The sequence below is a fragment of the Providencia rustigianii genome, assembly GCF_900637755.1.
GTDB lineage: Bacteria > Pseudomonadota > Gammaproteobacteria > Enterobacterales > Enterobacteriaceae > Providencia > Providencia rustigianii.
The window spans coordinates 2,353,550-2,373,228 of record NZ_LR134396.1 but is presented as its reverse complement, the minus strand read 5'-3'; the positions used below and the strand labels follow the sequence as shown (position 1 = coordinate 2,373,228).

Genomic DNA, 19,679 nt, shown 5'->3' with positions numbered 1-19,679 from the left:
CCGATGAACTATATTTAGTTGCTCGTGTTCATACACGTTGCAGATGATATAGAGAGGTATTAGTAATGGAGCGATAGCTGCCCGTAAGTTAATTTACTGCGATTGTGGCCAATCATAGAATCTTTTCGAGACTATTACTTGATTATTCTACAAGTATCGGACACATAAACTCATTTTTCCGCTATTATACATAGCTTGAAAGACAAATACTCACTTCTCTTATCTCTTAATTAAGTAGGGGAGTTGTGGTATAGTTTACTCTTTGAATCTGAAGTTATGAGGGACAGTGGTTCCATGAGCGAGATTGCCAGAGAAATCACCCCAGTCAATATCGAAGAAGAGCTGAAAAGCTCATATTTGGATTATGCAATGTCCGTTATCGTCGGCCGTGCTCTTCCAGATGTTCGAGATGGACTGAAGCCAGTACACCGCCGAGTGTTATTCGCGATGAATGTACTGGGAAATGATTGGAATAAACCCTATAAAAAGTCTGCCCGTATCGTCGGGGACGTCATCGGTAAATACCATCCACATGGCGACAGCGCTGTTTATGAGACGATTGTTCGTCTCGCACAGCCTTTCTCTATGCGTTACATGCTGGTAGATGGTCAGGGGAACTTTGGTTCAGTTGACGGAGACTCCGCAGCTGCAATGCGTTATACGGAAATTCGTATGGCGAAAATTGCCCATGAAATGCTGGCTGACCTAGAAAAAGAAACCGTAGACTTTGTGCCTAACTATGATGGTACAGAGCAAATTCCTGCAGTAATGCCAACACGAATTCCTAACCTTTTGGTCAATGGTTCTTCGGGTATCGCTGTCGGGATGGCAACCAATATTCCTCCTCACAACTTAGGTGAAGTGATTAATGGTTGCTTAGCCTATATAGAAGATGAAGACATTAGCATCGAAGGCTTGATGGAGCACATTCCGGGACCTGATTTCCCGACTGCCGCTATCATCAATGGACGTCGTGGTATTATTGATGCTTATCGTACTGGTCGCGGAAAGGTATATATCCGTGCCCGTGCTGAAGTCGAAGTCGATGAGAAAAATGGTCGCGAAACCATCATCGTCAGTGAAATTCCATATCAGGTGAACAAAGCTCGCTTGATTGAAAAAATTGCTGAATTAGTTAAAGAAAAACGCGTTGAAGGTATCAGTGCATTACGTGATGAGTCTGATAAAGACGGTATGCGTATTGTGATTGAAATAAAACGTGATGCGGTGGGTGAAGTTGTCCTGAATAACTTGTATTCACTGACTCAACTGCAAGTTTCTTTTGGTATCAACATGGTGGCTTTACATCAAGGCCAACCAAAAATTCTGAATCTGAAAGATATTATCGCAGCGTTTGTTCGCCATCGTCGTGAAGTTGTTACGCGCCGTACTATTTTTGAATTACGCAAAGCCCGTGACCGTGCTCATATCCTTGAAGCATTGGCCGTTGCGCTGGCAAATATCGACCCAATTATCGAGCTGATTCGTAAAGCGCCAACACCTGCAGAAGCTAAAGCCGGTTTAATTTCGCGTTCTTGGGCTCTGGGTACTGTGGCAGCAATGCTGGAACGTGCGGGCGATGATGCTGCGCGTCCAGAATGGTTAGAGCCACAATATGGTGTTCATAATGGAGAATATTTCCTGACTGAGCAGCAAGCGCAAGCAATTTTGGATTTACGTTTACAAAAACTAACGGGTCTTGAGCATGAAAAACTGCTTGAAGAATACCGTGACCTTCTGAAGCAAATTGAAGAGTTACTGTTTATTTTACGTAGCCCTGATCGTTTGATGGAAGTTATTCGTGAAGAATTAGAAGCGATTCGTAATGTCTATAACGACGCTCGTCGTACGGAGATTACTGAAAATACAGCTGACATTAATATTGAAGATCTGATCAACCAAGAAGATGTGGTTGTGACGCTTTCTCACCAAGGTTATGTGAAGTATCAGCCTCTGTCTGATTACGAAGCACAGCGCCGTGGTGGTAAAGGTAAGTCAGCAGCACGTATTAAAGAAGAAGACTTTATTGAGCGTCTATTGGTCGCCAACACTCATGACACTATTCTGTGCTTCTCGAGTCGTGGTCGTTTGTATTGGATGAAAGTCTATCAATTGCCGGAAGCTAGCCGTGGGGCTCGTGGTCGTCCAATTGTTAACTTATTACCTTTAGAACAAGATGAGCGTATCACCGCAATCTTACCTGTTCGTGAATACGAAGAGGGCTACTATGTATTTATGGCTACCGCTAGTGGTACAGTTAAGAAAACACCTCTGCAAGATTTCAGTCGCCCAAGAAGTGCTGGGATTATCGCGGTTAACTTAAATGAGGGGGATGAACTGATTGGTGTTGATTTGACCAACGGTAGCAATGAAGTCATGTTGTTCTCTGCTCAAGGTAAAGTGGTTCGTTTTGCTGAAGACGCTGTTCGTGCCATGGGTCGTACTGCGACCGGCGTACGTGGTATTAAATTAATGGATGACGATAAAGTTGTCTCCTTAATTATTCCTCGTGGGGAAGGCCATATTTTGACCGTCACTGAAAATGGCTATGGTAAACGTACAGAAGAAGCAGAATACCCAACAAAATCTCGTGCAACTCAAGGGGTTATCTCTATCAAAGTCAGTGAGCGTAATGGTCACGTGGTAGGGGCAATTCAAGTTGAAGATACTGACCAAATCATGATGATTACTGATGCTGGAACACTAGTACGTACCCGTGTTTCTGAAGTTAGTGTTGTCGGGCGTAATACTCAAGGTGTCACCTTGATTAGAACAGCCGAAGATGAAAAAGTGGTTGGCTTGCAGCGTGTTGCGGAAACTGAAGACGATGACAATGACGGCAACGATCAAGACGATGCTGATGATGTAAACGTTGACAACGAGACAAATAACGAAGAATAGTTATTTAATACTTTGTTTTACGGGCGGTTTTCCGCCCGTTTTTCTATATTTACACTAGATAAAATATCTATAATTTATTGTTTATCGCTTTTCATTTAATTAATCGAGTATACTCAGTGTCAGTGAGACTGTACTTGCAGGTAACAGATTGAGATACTTACCCTCGTTTAAAACATCCCTTAGACTATCTCGAGATCTTTTTCGTGTTCTCGGCTTAATGTTATGGGGAATGGGGTTATTTATCACGCTATTCTTTCTCTATATGCAGTTTAACGAAAGCAAATCTGATTTACGCCAACAATTCCATTCCGGTTACGATAATCTACAAACCTACATCCAGCAAACCAGTACTACGTTGCGTCTGATCCATTCAATGACAGAGCAGCAAAAGGTAAAGTATGAAGAGTATCAGCAGAAAATAGATGTACAACCTGAATCAATCTCGATGCCTACATCAACGTCATATAACCTTTATCCCCTGATACCTACTGCTGATTGTGAAAGTTTCAAAAAAAATACTAAAAATTATTTAGCAGCTTTTGAGCAATTAAACTACTTTTGGAAAGACAGTATTGGTGCTCCTCAAGGGCTTAATCACGTGTTCATTACAGGAACAATTAGCCAATGCATGATGGATTACCCAACACGCTCTGCAGTGACTGATCTTGAAGGTTTAAAACGAATTGCATATGAGACGACGCGCTCTTATAAAGCATTCAAGATGCAGGGGCAAGAGCATAATTTATATGCCATTGCGCATGGCGCTCAGCCTGATAATGGTCAAATTTATGTTTTGATGCCAATCTATAGTAGAAATCTATTGGTCGGTTTTATTGGTGTTGAGAGAGCCATTAATTTAAACCAGTTTAATTTGCGTAATAATAAAGCGGTCGATATTATGATCGTGAACTCATCGAACCAACCGATCCTGTTTAGTTCATCTGATGCGAATATTAAAGCCTCTCCATTATTAGTGGCGAGTGAGCAAAATTATTTTGGTTTTAATTCTGATTATACAAAACTATTCTTTAAAAAACGTTTAGTGCCTTCTCAGCTCACTGTAATTTATTCTATATCAACATCCCATCTCCTTGAAAACATAAAAAATTCAATATTTTATGCAATATTTCTTAATGTTTTCTCTGGCGGACTCATTTTCTTTCTTATTTGGTTATTAGAAAGAAAAATGTTGGAGCCAGCAGAAAATACGGCAATTCGTCTCGAAGAACATGAGCAGTTTAACCACAAAATTGTGGCATCCGCCCCTGTAGGGATCATTATTTTAAGACTTAGTGATGGTGGAAATATTCTTAGTAATGAGTTGGCTCATAACTATTTTCGATTGCTGAATGATGAAGATAAACAGCGAATACTCAGTATTATTCGTCAAAAATCTAGCAACTATATTGATGTTGTGACAACCAGCGGAACACACTTACAAATTAGTTTCGTGAACTCTCGTTACCAAAATGAAGATGTCGCTATTTGCGTGCTGATTGATATCAGCATACGTGTACAGATGGAGAAATCTTTGCAGGATGTCGCTGATGCCGCGGAACAAGCGAACCAAGCAAAATCTATGTTCTTAGCTACAGTTAGTCATGAACTAAGAACACCATTGTATGGGATCATCGGTAATATTGAGTTATTACAACGCTATGACTTATCAGATAAAGCGGTGAGGCTTGTTTCTACAATGGACAACTCATCGTCATTATTGCTACAAATTATTAGTGATATTCTCGATTTTTCGAAAATTGAATCCGAACAGCTAAAAATAGAAAATAAATCATTCAATTGTCGAGATGTTTTTGCTTTTGTTTTGGCAAATTACGTTCCTTTAGCAAGTAAGAAACATATTTCACTCTATTCTTATGTTGAACCTAATATTCCCGATCTAATGCTAAGTGATGCTGTTCGACTTCAACAAGTGATCTCTAATATCGTGAATAACAGCATTAAATTTACTGACTCTGGTTTTGTTATGTTGCACATATGGAAGGATAGTAATTACCTTAAAATAGAAATTAAAGATTCAGGGATAGGGATGACGCCTGCAGTAGTCATGCAGCTATTTGATCCGTTCTTCCAAGTTTATGACCAAAATAATGGTCATAAAGGTACAGGACTCGGTTTAGCTATTTGTGAAAAACTGATTAACTTGATGGATGGTGATATTGCGGTTAACTCACAAGCTGGTCTTGGAAGTACCTTTACGATTCGAATTCCTTTATACGGACAAAAATATCTAGAACAGGTTATACCTGAATATCGAAAAAATTATCGTATTGCAGTGACTTGTCAAAATACATTCTTAATGAATTTTTTGATTAGATTACTGAAACACCATCATTTTAATGTGGTTGAGAGCCAACATATTGAAGACAACGAACATATTGATTTAGTGATTACTGACCATCAACATGAGGTTGTCATTGCGGGAGAAAATCTCATTCGTTTACTTGATTTGTATACGGGTGAATTGATTGAAACTCAGCCTAATGATTGGAGTTACAATACTTATCAGCTAGACAAATTACCTATGCTGATTGATAAAATCATTGTTAAAGTCGCCCAAAATTCAAAAGAGCTATTCAATGATGAGAATAAACAAGAGACTGATATAGCGCTAAATGAATTTAAAATTCTCATTGTTGATGACCACCCAATTAATAGAATGTTACTGGTTGAGCAACTAACGAGTATAGGGTTCAGTACGGGAACCGCGGTGGATGGATTAGATGCCCTAAAATATTTGGAGCATCATCAGGTAGATATTGTTCTGTCGGATGTGAATATGCCAAATATGGATGGTTATCAACTTTCAGGGGCATTACGAAAAACTGGTTTTAGCCAGCCTATTGTTGCGTTGACAGCGAATGCAATGGCAGAAGAAAAACAACGTTGTCTGGATGCGGGAATGAATGATTGTCTCTCTAAACCAACGTCGATTAGAGTACTCCGAGAGGCATTGGTTAAATACGTAAAGCCCAACGTATAGATCCAATAGATTTAAAAAATAAAAACCCGATTTCGGGTTTTTATTTGAATATCTAAAAAACGAACTTATTCGCTAGGAGAGTTATCAATGCTCACTGAGGAAAGGTAGTTAAGCAGTGCAATATCATTTTCAACACCGAGTTTTAGCATCGCAGATTTTTTCTGGCTACTAATTGTTTTAATACTGCGATTGAGTTTTTTCGCGATTTCGGTCACTAAAAAACCTTCTGCAAATAAACGCAGTACTTCACTCTCTTTTGGTGATAAACGCTTATCGCCATAACCACTCGCATTCACTTTTTCAAGCAGTTTACTGACGCTTTCAGGCGTGAATTTTTTTCCTTTTTGTAACGCGGCAAGTGCTTTTGGTAAATCTGCTGGAGCACCTTGTTTCAGAACGATACCTTCAATATCGAGCTCAAGAATTGCGCTCAAAATTGCAGGATTATTGTTCATGGTAAGAACAATAATAGAAAGGTCAGGGTAATGGCGTTTAATGTATTTGATTAACGTAATTCCATCACCGTATTTATCGCCGGGCATAGACAAATCAGTAACTAGCACGTCAGCATTTAAACGCGCTAAGTTATTAATTAAAGAAGTAGAATCTTCAAATTCACCAACGATATTCACCCATTCGATTTGTTCAAGCGACTTTCTAATACCGAAAAGAACAATAGGATGATCATCGGCAACAATGACATTTAGGTTATTCATATTATTGGTTACCTTCTGGCATTAGTCTTTTTACTGAGACATCCAGTTCTCTAATGCAATTTTTTATTTCAAGTCCGTTTTCATCTGCTATGAAACGTTCTAGATCCTCACAGAGTTGATGAAGATATTCGAATTCAAGCATAGCAAAAACTCCCTTTAGTCGATGTGCAGTGTTTTTTAATTCGGTTAAATTCGCAACACTTTCACTATTATACAGTTTATTAATATCTATCGGTACTGTTGTGATAAACAAATCTTTATAATCAGTCTTTGACAGAATTAAATGATAGCTATAAAGAATATCATCTATTGAGTGATTAGCTTCAAACGGTTCAGTAAGTTTTTTCTGCGTCAAAGTCTCTTGAGCCGCAGGATTATCTTCTACGAGCTCGGAATTTTCTATCAACAAAGAGATTGCATCAATTAATTCATCTGCAAAGTTATAGTTAACCTCGATGTAATTTGGCTTAGTTTTATGGATCCCACGTAAATTACCATTAATTTTAATTATGTTATTAAAATCAATTTCATCATTGTCTGTCAGTAATAGATCCCAATCTCCATGAGGCGAACTTTCATGTATATCAAGATATTCCGCACCATAGTTACTTAGGACTCGTTTTACTATGCGGGCACTATCTGCATTATGAATATTAAGCCGGATATAAATATCCTCTAGCAGGGCCGGATATTCATTGGTTTGCTGATCCATCAATGCAGGCAACAAGATTTGATAATGTGTCCCAATGGTCTCGCTAGATTTTATCGAAAATGAGCCATGCATTTTTTGAGTTAACAACTTGCAGAGATAAAAAGTCATTCCTGAACGTTTAAACACTGAGGTATGTAAAATTTGTCCAGTAAATGGGCTTTGTAGGTTATTTAACTCTATAGGGGTTAAACCAATACCGCTGTCTTTAATATTGATTTCAACTTCATGTTTTTCTTCATCGTAGTCAATAGAAACAACAATTTTACCAAAGGCGGTTGTTTCAATGGCGTAATCCCAGACTAATTGAAATAGTGTACGTAAATGGGATGGGCTACCTTCAATTAAAAAGTCAGGGTGAACGCGATTATAAAAGTAAAACCCTAGCCCCTTACTTCCTAAATGTATTAAATTTTGCTTAATAAACTGGCTAATAAGGTGGCTAATAGAGAATTTTTCTTGTTTCCAATCTACCTGCTGAGCTTCGAGCTGATTAATTAATTCAATATTTTTAAACCAATTATGAATATAGAAGAACTGATTTTGAATCTCAATGAGTGATGCTTTGTCTTTGATGTGTTCGGAATCGGCAAGTAAAGTGAATGAGTGATCAATATGAGTGATTGCTGGTAAGATCTCACTGCAAATATTTTCAAATGCGATTTTTCTTAGTTGGATATTTCGCTGGTACTCACGATTAGCCATCTCTTGGCGCTTCTGTGTCAAAAGCTCTTTATCTTTATCAATAATGATAAAGAGAATGATATTCTCAGTGGCTGCACTATTAACTAAAATGATCTCATAAACATTATTTTCAATAGATACTTGGATAATATCATTGTGCTCAGTTGCCATCTCCTTGATGTGATTTAAGTCCATTGATGGAAATAACTGGTTAGCAATGCTATTACTCAATATTTTTTTGTTGGTATTAAAGTCATAGACTAGGATTCCGTAAGAAATGTGGCTAATAATATCGTTATTGAGTGTGTCTTTAAATCTTAACTCATTTAACATGGTCGCATTAGGCGAGATCACGCGCTTACGGATGAATACAGTCGTTAACATCGCTAAAAATGCCACTGCGAATATACAAATAATCAACCATAGGTTATAGCTGACCACACCGAATATAATATTTCTCAGCGATATATTGTATTGAACTTGGTAATTAGTTCCTTCAACAGGTTTAGATAACACGACGCTGGTTCCCACTAAGGACATACTAGATTCATTATTTGTCGAGTTATTTGCGCGCTGTGATAGCGAAACATCATTCCCTTGCAGCGTAAATGGCAGAATAGAATTAACAGAAATATCAAAAGAAATTACACTGCTGAGTCGCCCCGGTGAGTTGAACACTAAACGATAAGTATAATAGTAGACATTGTCAGCGCTATTTTTTTGTACGTTAGAGATAATTTCACGGCGATCCAGTAAGGTGGATTGAGAAATCATGTCAGCACGCTTGTCTTCGGCAGTGAGAGTTAAATAGCTTTCTTTATAGCGTAGTTCCGGTTTTAAAATAGAATGGGTCGTGACCAGCACTAATGTATTATCTTGACCATTTAAATAATACATGGAGTTAAACTCGTTACGAGCTCCCCACACAATTTCCATATAGTTAGCAAGCTTAGATGCTAATACTTTACTACTCGGCTTATTGATTCCAAAAACCACTGAGTCAATAGTTTGATTGGCGCTACTTAGCCAATACATGTCATTACGCACTTCAGTCACAGTGATGTCGTTCATTGAGTCGGGGGCACTTTTATCATTTGCCAATTTATATATCTGACTGGCTTGATAACGGTAGTCTTCTATTTGATAAGCAAGACGGTTCGCCAGCGTATTGACCGCAGTTTGATGACCTTGCATCCACGCATGATAAAAGTTGTACAAAGATAAGAATAAAGTGGCGACCAGCAGAAAAACAAACGCAATAAAGATGCGAGAAAGCGTATTTGATTTTAATAGTGATTGTTTGTACATACAGTCCTTCGCAGTCCCACGGGCAAATTGAATTAATTAGATTAAAAATCATACACCTAGACAGCGGGCAAATACTGATTTCTCTTCGATATTAGCATTTTTTTAGGGAAATAGAGAACAATTGAGTGAAGATTAGTCAAATGAACAAAAAAATGCAATTTTTTTACTTTCAGGGGTAGACAAGCCCCTGCGATTCCTCCATAATCGCGCCCCATGGAGAGATGGCCGAGCGGTCGAAGGCAGCGGTCTTGAAAACCGCCGATGGGTAACCATCCTAGAGTTCGAATCTCTATCTCTCCGCCAAATTAGCCGGCTTAGCTCAGTTGGTAGAGCAACTGACTTGTAATCAGTAGGTCACCAGTTCGACTCCGGTAGCCGGCACCAAATAAGAACCCGTTACATCGAAAGATGCAACGGGTTTTTTCTTTTTACTCATGCTTAGAAAAATAATGAAATTAATCATATCACTACTTTGTTTATCTATTGTTACAGGATGCTCATTCACGCCTACATATGAGCCAAATAAATCTGCATGGCCAAAGCCACATAAAGATTCTCGCTCATCTGAACAAAAGAGAGTGGATAGGGAAGCGGTTCATGAGCAACAACGAGCAGTTATGAGAGGGGAAAAACCTGATTACGGAGTGTATGATAGGTACTAATTGTTATTGCAAAGTATATGAGCCAATGAGAATTAGCGTAGTGCAGGATAATAATGGTACTTTATATAAAATATAAAGTAGAACAGAGATAATTTAATTTAGGATAATTTATCTTTAAAATTTCCTTTATTTGGTTTTTATAGCTCAATATTGAATTTCTAATACTAAAAAATACATTTATCAATCATTAGACAAAAGAATTCTATATCTACTTGTATCGAGTAGATTACGATTACCTATAGTTTATTTTCCTTTATTATTGAAGCCAGTTTTGCAGCATAAAGTATGACATTGAAAATAAAAAGATAACCATTAAATGTTGAATAACTTTGAGAAACAATAGAAAACGTCTGACCTGATTCATTGCAACTAACCTAAATATATGAAATGTGAAAGTTGAGTAATATTGAGATTAGCAGGGAAATAGTATTTTGCTAAAAAATTGCATAATATTTTTTTAAATAAACTTATAGCAAGTAAAAATACTTATTTTTAGTCAATAAAAACCAGCAATATACCCCAATCAATAAATTGCTGATTTCTCCTATTGAATATCATCATGATCAAGCTGATCAAAGTTCATTGTATTTTTATCAAAATTAATAACTGTATTTTGATTATCACATTCTTGATTAGAAATCATTTTGCATGAAGTATTGATATGCTTTTCAGATATACCCGTCCACTCAGCAAAGAGACTCAAGAAGCTAAAAGCACTTCGTCGAGCAGAGATAACTTCCTGTTGAGTTGCATCAGAAGAGGTTATAAAGAATGGAATTTCAAAGTTTTGACGCTTTTTATCTCCATGAATGAGGTCTTCTTGGTTATCAATAAATGATAAGCCATGATCGGAAAAATAGAGCATTGACCATGAGGTGTTTTGTTTTACAAGGATTCTTTGTAATTGTGAAAGCAGCAAATCAGTATTCTTGATTGTCTGCACATAGCAAGATAGCTTATCGCTCTTATAAAATTGGTCATAGGCATTAAAACTGCGCTCACAGAATGGGGAATGGCTTCCAATTAAGTGTACAACGATCAATTTATGTTTACCGGGCTGACTCAGAGATTCGATAAATTTAGGGATAACCGGTGCATCTTGGGATATAACATTATCATCTATTAGCTGGCTTCCCCCTACGAAATGGTTTTCAGTGGCACGTTTGGCAATCGAAGCTACTGGGCCATCATGTCTACCAAAAATTCCTTGTCTTGATATCCAGTATGTTTTAAAACCAGCTTTATTTGCTAAGGTTATTAGATTATTAGGCATTTTTGGATACATTGACAACGTATGGGATAACGATAAATTTGTTGATCCTGCTGCAGAGATAAAATTATTAAAAATATAGCCGGGAGCATTATCCATGAATGGTGTATTTTCAAGAGGAAAGCCGTAGCTATGCATAAAATCTCTACGTGCACTCTCACCAATAACAACAACATAAATATTGTATTTTGGATTTACTGTTGGAGATACGAAGGTATCGTCCCCCTCAACAGATTTTTTTTCTTGATTTAAATAATCTAAATAGAAAAGACTTTCAGTGAAAAAACGAAACTCGGGGAGCCCTGAGGTTAAAAGTAGCCTCCAGCTTCCACTCGACATAGCTTTGATGGGCGAAATTGCTGTAATAATAATGAAAAATGTTAGAAATGCGTATTGGCTTTTTTTACCTATTTCAAATTTAAGCCGAGAGACAAAGACACCAAAGGCAAATAACAAAATCGATAGGGCATAATATTTTAAATTTATGTTTGTTAAGAAACCTTTCGCTTCTTCACTGTCAGTATAATAAAAAGAGGAAAAAATATTATAATCAGGATAGCCGTACAATAAACCTACGGGTAAGTAAAATGAAGCTATCACAGTGTAGAACAAAATAATAATTCTATAGGTTATCGTAAAGCGACTAATGACAACAAGTAGTCCAGTCATCGCGAGAACATAGAAAATTTTGAAGTGATACCCCATTGCATAATGAATGGCAGTAAAAAATAAAAATAAAATTAACGTATTAAATGATGTTTTGTTCTTGACTAATTTAAGCATATTATTATCTATGATGGAGCTATGGTTGAATTTTAGCCATTTTATAAAGAATCCTCAGACCTCAGACAGAGAATCTTGCCATTAGAGCGTCTAATCTTGCTGTTTTTATCGTACTAAAAATCATCAAACGATAAGAGAAATAGCATAGAGTTTGCAGAGATTTTTTTGCGCTGATGAATGGTAAATGAAAAAAAACAAATAGTAAAAACTATTTTTATTCAATATCTTTTTGATTATCAAAATACACTAAAATTGATATTTTAATGATTACTAATTCATAATCACTTTCTATTTTTAGTATCGAAGTACTTTAATATTGAAGATGATTACTTTAGAAAATTAACTCTTTTAATGAATATAATTTAAAATCACCTTTCTATAATTAAGAAAGGTGATTTTAAGATTTAATGATAGGTAAGCTGTCTATTGATAGTCAAAGGTTAAATATTTATCCTAAACTCTTTTCATATTCACGTGCCTTTGTCACATCATAGTTATGCTCCCATTTAGCGACAACCAATGCGGCTAATGCGTTACCGACAACATTGAGTGCAGTACGAGCCATATCTAGAATACGGTCCACGCCCGCAATAAAGGCTAAACCTTCCAATGGAATCCCAACCGAACCTAACGTGGCGAGAAGAACAACAAAAGATACGCCAGGTACACCAGCTATTCCTTTTGAAGTAATCATTAGGGTAAATACCAGAATGAGCTCTTGGCCAATAGAAAGCTCTATGCCGTATAGTTGAGCAATAAAGATGGCCGCGATACTTTGATAGAGAGTGGAGCCATCAAGGTTAAAGGAATAACCAATTGGGATTACAAAGCTGGTAACTGATTTAGGAGCTCCATACTTTTCCATCTTATCCATGATCCGCGGTAAAACTGTTTCGGAGCTGGCTGTGGAATAGGCTAATAATAATTCATCCTTCAGTATTCTCATCAGTGTGAAAATATTGATTTTACAATAACGCGCGACCAGTCCCAGCACAACAACAGCAAAGAAGATAATTGCACAGTGAACCAAAATAACTAATTTAAGTAGTGGAATTAATGAGCTAAAGCCAAAATTTGCGACAGTAACCGAAATTAATGCGAATACCCCAACAGGCGCATACAGCATAATCATATTTGTCACACGGAACATGGTTTCTGAGAAAGTTTGTAGAACATTCAGCAGAGGTTGTTTTTTTTCTAAAGGTAGAGAGGATAGCCCCAAACCGAATAATACCGCGAAGAAAATAACAGGAAGCATATCGCCACTTGCCATTGCCGCAAATATATTGCTAGGAACCAGAGATAATAGCGTGTTTACAATGCCAGATGGATGACTTGCAACTTCTTGAGTGGTTTTTTCATATTGCGAAATATCAACTTGTGTCAGTTGAGACATATCAATACCGACACCAGGTTCAAAGATATTAGCAAAAGAGATCCCCACAATAATAGCTATTGTCGTTATGATCTCAAAGTAAACAATGGTTTTAAAACCCAATGTTCCCAATTGCTTGGTATTACCCACACCTGCAATCCCGACAATTAATGTTGATATAACAATCGGGACAACAATCATTTTGATTAATTGAATAAAAATTTTACCTGCGGGAGATAAAATATTTAGGATTAGCCAATCTTTATATTCTGCACTTTCATGCAGCAAAGCACCGACAATAACCCCTAAAATGAGAGCGATTAGAATCTGCCATCCTAGGCCAAATTTAAATGTTTTTTTTGGAACGATGTTGTTTAGTGTCATGATTAATTCTCAAATATATTAATAATATTTAACATTGTATTTTTTGTTATGGGCATTTTTATAACTAATATTCGGAAAAACCACAATCATTTATTCGAGAAAATGGAGTTATTTACAAAGGTTATTGATAATAAAATGTAAAAAATGTTATTGAATATCGCTGTGTTATTTCATTTTGTTTCTATGTGTAAGTTATTATGTATCAGTGAGGATAATAAAATAAGATGTTAATTACTCAGGAGGATGGTTAAATATAATTTATTAAAGAAAGTGAAAATAGACAGGATTTTATATATTAAGAATAAAATATTTATCGAAATAAATGGAGAAATTCAGATAACAGAGAGGATAAATTAGAGTGGGGTTTATAACCGTGATTGGCTTCTTTTGTATGCAGCTAATAATGTACGCTCAGATAAATCAAGATATTCACGTAAGGTATTTGCCGCATCTTGGTTTTTCCCTGCATCTAATAACGCTAAAATAGCTTGGTTTTTATCTATATAAGGAGCGTAAAGAATTTTTGGATCATTTAAATGACCGAAAGCTAACCGTAATTCAGCGGCAATATTATGATATAGCTTAATAAGACGTTCACTGTCAGACAGCTCAACGATAGCAGTATGAAAATTCATATTTGCTGTACCCACACCAATCCAATTTTCTACTTTTTCATGTTCGCGTGCTTCGCTGACGGATTGCTTCATTTTTTGCACTGCGGGATGCAGGGCATAGGCATGGGTTAGTGCACGGTAAGTGTCAAGGTAGTTGTCACCCTTTGTTAATTTAGGCAGCCTGTTTTTCCCGCTCAGGATTCAGGGTGACGGTCTCTTTTCTTTGCCAGTTCCGGGTATCTCCGGACCACCGTTCGGGATGGGTAGCTTTTGCTGTTTTGTACACTGCATCACGTTGTTTCAGCAGGGTAATATCCTCACCGGTATGCCGCTGCGACGGCGTGACATAGCCGATGCCGCTGTGCAGATGCCTGTCGTTGTACCACCGGGTAATTTTTCCCACCCATTTCCTTGCTTCCGTCAGGGTTTTAAAGCCCTGTGATGGCCACTGCGGCACGTATTTCAGGGTCCGGAACACGGATTCCGCATAGGCATTGTCATTGCTCACACGCGGTCTGCTGTGGGATGGCGTGATGTTCAGCTCATGCAGTTTCATCTGTAAGGTCTGTGATTTCATCGCCGCCCCGTTATCCGCGTGCAGTACCAATGGCTGACGCCAGCACCCCTCACGCAGGACTGTGCGCTGCATCAGCGCCGCCGCCTGTTCGCCGCTTTCGGTCTCATACACTTCGTAGCCGGTGATTTTCCGGCTGTAGATATCGAGTATCATGTAGAGATAAAACCAGCGTCCGCGCACCACCGACGGCAGCCAGGTGATATCCCATACCCAGACCTGACATGGCCCGGATGCGGTAAAGGTGGTCGGTACCGGTACTTTTTTCGGGCGCTGCTGACGCCCCCGGTGATGAAGTTCTCCGTGGCGGCGCAACACCCGGTAAAAGGTGGATTCACCCGCCAGATATATCCCTTTATCCGCCAGTTTCGGGACAATTTGGGACGGCGGCAGACTCGCGTATTCAGGTTGATGGCAGACAGTCAGTATCTGTTTTTCTTCTTCCGGACTCAGCTTGTTCACCGGCACCGGACGCACTGCGCCCGGTCTGCCGTCCGACGGGGATATCTGCCAGCGCCGCCAGGTCCGCAGACTCAGCTGAACTTCCCGGCAGGCAACAGCCAGCCGTGCGCCGGAGCTCACCGCCTCATTAATCCACCGGATAAACAGGGTGCGTTCGGATGCCGGAGTCAGTCGTCCCCGCCGGTTTCCCCGTAATAATCGCTGAGCTTTTTTCGCAGCACCAGGATTGCCGCCGCCTCCGCCAGGGCTTTTTCCTTGCGGACCAGCTCACGCTTTAACTGTTTGTTTTCCTTCTGGCTTTGCTTCAGTGCGGCTTTATCTCCGGGAGAGGATACCTGAAGAAAACCCTGTTTCCACTGCACCAGCTGCTCCGGATAGAGTCCTTTTTTGCGGCAGTATTCCGCCACTTCCGCTTCGCTGAGTGTGGCGGTTTCCACGATGGCGGCAAAGCGGGCTTCCGCCGGCCACTGTTCACTGTTTTTGTCTGCACCGGGCACGGGTTTTCCTTCTGATTTAGCCTGATTACGCCAGTTATACAGCGTAGCTTCGGATATTCCTTCCGTTTGTGCAACTGCGGAAACGGTCATGTTGTACGGCGGTAATAATTTAGCCAGTATGGCGGCTTTTCGTTCAGGTGAAATACGTTTCATGTGTCACTCCGCGCCCTCAGGTTTATTTTTCAGAGGGGGTGACAACTATCCTGACACTGAGGGTGCATCACATTCAATTAATCGGCGAACTTGATAAATGTCGATAATCGCGGCCATATCAGGTACTGACACATAAACGCCCTTATTTGGTGCATAAGTCAGTAATCCTTCCTGAGTCAGAACGCGAAAAACCTCCCGCAGGGTATTGCGTGAAATATCTAATTCTTCACTCAACATCGCCTCAGATAAACGCTGTCCTGGTGTTAATTCACCGATCGTAATTTTATGACGAATAGTTTCTGCAATGGTGACTGACAGTGTTTGAGCCATAGGCTGTTTCTTCATAAAGACAAGCTTAATTGAGTGGATGAGAGTGATTGGCAGATATCTTCACATATTCAGTTAATCGCAGCAAGATTCCTTTTATGCACTTATTTTGGGCATGGATCTAAAAATGGAATCAGTCATCGCACAAGTTTGGGCCTGTATTGGAATATTAAATGTTAATAATTGAGGTTACTTGTTAAAAAAGTGATCGAGCTTTGATTTTTTAATCATCAATAACGATTTTCATTGATTGTTTATTCATCATTTCATATTAATTGTTGAACAATCCAATGCAGATCAATAAACAATCTTCACTATTAGTAGAACAATGGCACGAAAATTGCCTCTATAAATCAGCACAACACATAGATTCATAACTACAAAAACAATTCATAGAGGAGTATGCGTATGGCAGCTCAAGAAAATACGACTACCGCAGAATATGTAAAAAAACGTCGTTCATCCTTAATTGGCGCTATTTTTCTTATGGCGACATCAGCAATTGGACCGGGATTTATCACTCAAACAGCAACCTTTACCGTCACTCTAGGGGCTGCATTTGCTTTTGGTATTTTGGCATCAATCGTCATTGACTTCGTAGTACAGCAAAATATTTGGCGCGTCGTGACGTTAACAAAAATGCACTCATCGGATATCGCCAATGCCACTATTCCAGGAAGCGGTTATGTGCTCGCGGTATTAGTCATATTCGGCGGTTTAATATTTAACATCGGTAATATTGCTGGTGCAGGGTTAGGGCTAAATGCGTTAGTTGGTCTGGACCCTAAATGGGGTGGATTACTCAGTGCATTACTTGCCATCTATATTTTCTCATCCCGAAAGGCCAGTACATTTATTGATCGGCTAATTATCGTACTTGGCTTAGTGATGATTGGCTTAACATTGTTTGTCATGTTTGCATCGAACCCGCCAGTGGGTGAAGCGTTGCGTCAAAGCGTCCTGCCAGATACTGTTGATTTTGCGATGATCACAACGATTGTTGGTGGTACGGTGGGGGGATATATTTGTTATGCGGGTGCCCACCGTTTATTAGATAAAGGTGAAGTGGGTGTTGAAAATATTCAAGCAGTAGCGAGCGCGGCAACTAAAGGGATCGTGGTGGTTGGAATCATGCGCTACGTGCTGTTTTTAGCGATTCTTGGTGTCGTTGCAAGTGGCGTAACTATTGATATTTCAGGAAAATCGGCTAACCCTGCATCCCAAGCTTTCCAAGCGGCAGCGGGCAATTACGGTTTACGTATCTTCGGTTTAATTTTATGGGCGGCAGCACTCACCAGTGTGATTGGCGCAGCTTATACCTCAATGAGTTTCTTAAAAGCGTTCAAATCTACCATTACGGAAAGACAACGTAACATTTCAACGATCATATTTATCGCGGTTTCTCTGGCGATTTATCTCTTAATGGGGACGGCACCTGCGGCATTATTAGTCTTTGCGGGTGGTTTTAATGGTCTTATCTTACCGATTGGTTTGAGTATCTTTGTGTATATCGCATGGAAAAGAGCGGACTTGATGTCAGGCTACCATTATCCGCGTTGGTTATTGTGGTCTGGGGTAGTGACTTGCGCTTTAACATGGTACATGGGCGCGATGTCCGTTACGGCAATTTTCAACTACTTAAAATAAAATCGATAAGAGGCTAAGGGATCATAATGAATAAGCAAATCGACCTAAATAGCGATCTTGGGGAAAGTTTTGGGCAGTGGGAGATGGGAAATGATGAAGCGATGCTAAGCATCGTAAGTAGTGCAAATATCGCGTGTGGATTTCATGCCGGTTCTCCCGAAGGCATCATGAAAACCTTAGCTTCTGCCAAAAAAAATGGCGTCACTGTAGGGGCTCATGTGGGATATCCCGATTTAGTAGGCTTTGGTCGTCGCAATATGGATATTGCCTCTGAGGAGCTAATCGCTGATGTGATTTACCAAATTGGTGCCTTGCAAGGTTTGGCCAAAGCGGTGGGAGCGAAAGTCGAATATGTGAAACCTCATGGTGCACTGTATAACACCATCGCTCATGACCAACGCCAAGCAATGGCAGTAATTGATGGAATACTAGCCATTGATAGCGATTTAACCTTGGTAGCATTAGCCGGCTCCCCGCTAGTAGGTTGGGCAAAGGGTCGAGGGCTAAATGTCGTCGCGGAAGCTTTTGCTGATAGAGCCTATAACAACGATGGCACACTGGTCTCTAGAAAGCTGACGGGAGCAGTCCTCCATGACCCGGAACTGGTGGCAGAACGTATGCTACAACTGGTGAATGAAGGCGGGGTTATCTCGATTGATGGTCAATTTACACCGATTGATGCCGACTCCATTTGTGTTCATGGAGATAGCCCCGGTGCGCTAGAGATGGCGAAGAAAGTACGTGAAATCTTTGAGCAACAAGGTATTAAGGTCTGTGCATTTACAGGGAAGAGGTGCGGATCATGAGCCAATTAATGAAAGCCTCTAAATCTGCAATTCAAGCAGCAAAAGCAGCGCGAGACGCCATCCGTCAAGGCTATGATAAGCCGACCGCGGGTATGGCACCGGGAATGACCCAAGCCAATATGATTGCATTACCACGAGATTGGGCTTTTGACTTTTTACTCTATGCCCAACGTAATCCAAAAAGTTGCCCAGTATTGGATGTTTGTGAAGCTGGCAGTTGGCAGACGATATTGGCAGAAGGCGCAGATTTACGTACCGATATTCCACGCTATCGTGTGTGGGAGCACGGAAAATTAGTGAATGAAATCACTGATGCTACCGAAATTTATCAGCAACATCCGGACTTAGTGACATTTTTAATTGGTTGTAGCTTCACGTTCGAAACACCTATGTTAGAAGCTGGGATTGAAATTCGGCACATCACGGATAACTCCAATGTACCGATGTATAAAACCAATCGATTATGCCGTCCAGCAGGACGGTTAGAAGGTGAATTGGTAGTGTCAATGCGTCCTATCCCCGCAAATAGAGTGGCTGATGCGGTGAGTATTTCGGGACGTTTTCCAGCGGTACATGGTGCACCGGTACATATTGGTGCTCCGGAGTTGCTGGGTATTCACGATATTATGCACCCTGATTTTGGGGATGCGGTTCGCATCGAAGAAGGTGAAATTCCCGTATTTTGGGCTTGTGGTGTCACGCCTCAAGCCGCAGTGATGAAATCGGGGGTACCTTTCGCATTGAGTCATGCTCCGGGGTATATGTTTATCACCGATATTCCTGATGCGGCTTATCATGTATAGAGG

10 protein-coding genes, 2 tRNA genes and 2 pseudogenes are annotated in these 19,679 nt (G+C 39.7%); 7 read left to right on the top strand and 7 right to left on the bottom strand.

Going from position 1 to position 19,679, the window contains the following annotated elements; translation table 11 throughout:
* Window positions 1–294 precede the first annotated feature (294 nt).
* Window positions 295–2,901 (top strand): DNA topoisomerase (ATP-hydrolyzing) subunit A, encoded by a 2,607-nt coding sequence (gyrA, locus tag EL244_RS10960; RefSeq protein WP_126460908.1) that lies wholly within the window; start codon window positions 295–297, stop codon window positions 2,899–2,901.
* A gap of 148 nt (window positions 2,902–3,049) precedes the next feature.
* Window positions 3,050–5,902, top strand: a complete 2,853-nt coding sequence (rcsC, locus tag EL244_RS10955) for a two-component system sensor histidine kinase RcsC (RefSeq protein WP_126460906.1) — start codon at window positions 3,050–3,052, stop codon at window positions 5,900–5,902.
* Between the two features lie 65 nt (window positions 5,903–5,967).
* On the opposite strand, the gene rcsB is transcribed toward rcsC, so the two are convergent.
* Window positions 5,968–6,618: a response regulator transcription factor RcsB gene (rcsB, locus tag EL244_RS10950; protein WP_004259923.1), complete on the bottom strand. Its 651-nt coding sequence runs from the start codon at window positions 6,616–6,618 to the stop codon at window positions 5,968–5,970.
* 1 nt (window position 6,619) lies between these two features.
* The gene (rcsD, locus tag EL244_RS10945) at window positions 6,620–9,319 is read right to left on the bottom strand and encodes a phosphotransferase RcsD (RefSeq protein ID WP_126460903.1); all 2,700 of its coding nucleotides are present in this window, start codon (window positions 9,317–9,319) and stop codon (window positions 6,620–6,622) included.
* A 215-nt stretch (window positions 9,320–9,534) separates the two neighbouring features.
* On the opposite strand from rcsD, the gene EL244_RS10940 reads away from it, so the two are divergent.
* Both EL244_RS10940 and EL244_RS10935 read left to right on the top strand, forming a co-directional pair.
* A tRNA-Ser gene (locus EL244_RS10940) sits at window positions 9,535–9,622 on the top strand.
* Between the two features lie 5 nt (window positions 9,623–9,627).
* Window positions 9,628–9,703, top strand: a tRNA-Thr gene (locus EL244_RS10935).
* An 822-nt stretch (window positions 9,704–10,525) separates the two neighbouring features.
* Here EL244_RS10935 and EL244_RS10925 read toward each other — a convergent pair.
* The 5 genes and pseudogenes from EL244_RS10925 to EL244_RS10905 form a co-directional block, all read right to left on the bottom strand.
* The gene (locus EL244_RS10925) at window positions 10,526–12,034 is read right to left on the bottom strand and encodes a phosphoethanolamine transferase (RefSeq protein WP_126460897.1); all 1,509 of its coding nucleotides are present in this window, start codon (window positions 12,032–12,034) and stop codon (window positions 10,526–10,528) included.
* A 448-nt stretch (window positions 12,035–12,482) separates the two neighbouring features.
* Window positions 12,483–13,793: a glutamate/aspartate:proton symporter GltP gene (gene gltP, locus EL244_RS10920; protein ID WP_006815504.1), complete on the bottom strand. Its 1,311-nt coding sequence runs from the start codon at window positions 13,791–13,793 to the stop codon at window positions 12,483–12,485.
* A 365-nt stretch (window positions 13,794–14,158) separates the two neighbouring features.
* A pseudogene (locus tag EL244_RS10915) lies at window positions 14,159–14,542 on the bottom strand (FCD domain-containing protein); the annotation flags it as partial.
* A gap of 37 nt (window positions 14,543–14,579) precedes the next feature.
* Window positions 14,580–16,093 (bottom strand): IS3 family transposase gene (locus EL244_RS10910; RefSeq protein ID WP_126458315.1). Its coding sequence is split into 2 segments (ribosomal slippage): window positions 14,580–15,649 and window positions 15,649–16,093, totalling 1,515 coding nucleotides; the frame shifts between segments, so codons are not numbered across the junction.
* Between the two features lie 63 nt (window positions 16,094–16,156).
* Window positions 16,157–16,438, bottom strand: a pseudogene (locus tag EL244_RS10905) (GntR family transcriptional regulator); the annotation flags it as partial.
* 390 nt (window positions 16,439–16,828) lie between these two features.
* On the opposite strand from EL244_RS10905, the gene EL244_RS10900 reads away from it, so the two are divergent.
* Genes EL244_RS10900 through EL244_RS10890 form a run of 3 tightly spaced genes read left to right on the top strand, consistent with a single transcriptional unit; the run spans window position 16,829 to window position 19,676 of the window.
* The gene (locus EL244_RS10900) at window positions 16,829–18,067 is read left to right on the top strand and encodes an NRAMP family divalent metal transporter (protein ID WP_126460894.1); all 1,239 of its coding nucleotides are present in this window, start codon (window positions 16,829–16,831) and stop codon (window positions 18,065–18,067) included.
* Window positions 18,068–18,093: 26 nt separating this feature from the next.
* Window positions 18,094–18,873, top strand: a complete 780-nt coding sequence (locus EL244_RS10895) for a LamB/YcsF family protein (protein WP_126460892.1) — start codon at window positions 18,094–18,096, stop codon at window positions 18,871–18,873.
* Window positions 18,870–19,676, top strand: a complete 807-nt coding sequence (locus tag EL244_RS10890) for a putative hydro-lyase (RefSeq protein ID WP_126460890.1) — start codon at window positions 18,870–18,872, stop codon at window positions 19,674–19,676. The genes EL244_RS10895 and EL244_RS10890 overlap by 4 nt, the downstream gene beginning before the upstream one ends.
* Window positions 19,677–19,679: the final 3 nt, after the last annotated feature.

Bases quoted from the DNA above. Each gene is read 5' to 3' on its own strand.
- gyrA (WP_126460908.1), top strand. From the start codon at position 295: ATGAGCGAGATTGCCAGAGAAATCACCCCAGTCAATATCGAAGAAGAG.
- rcsB (WP_004259923.1), bottom strand. From the start codon at position 6,618: ATGAATAACCTAAATGTCATTGTTGCCGATGATCATCCTATTGTTCTT.
- rcsD (WP_126460903.1), bottom strand. From the start codon at position 9,319: ATGTACAAACAATCACTATTAAAATCAAATACGCTTTCTCGCATCTTT.
- EL244_RS10925 (WP_126460897.1), bottom strand. From the start codon at position 12,034: ATGCTTAAATTAGTCAAGAACAAAACATCATTTAATACGTTAATTTTA.
- gltP (WP_006815504.1), bottom strand. From the start codon at position 13,793: ATGACACTAAACAACATCGTTCCAAAAAAAACATTTAAATTTGGCCTA.
- EL244_RS10900 (WP_126460894.1), top strand. From the start codon at position 16,829: ATGGCAGCTCAAGAAAATACGACTACCGCAGAATATGTAAAAAAACGT.
- EL244_RS10895 (WP_126460892.1), top strand. From the start codon at position 18,094: ATGAATAAGCAAATCGACCTAAATAGCGATCTTGGGGAAAGTTTTGGG.
- EL244_RS10890 (WP_126460890.1), top strand. From the start codon at position 18,870: ATGAGCCAATTAATGAAAGCCTCTAAATCTGCAATTCAAGCAGCAAAA.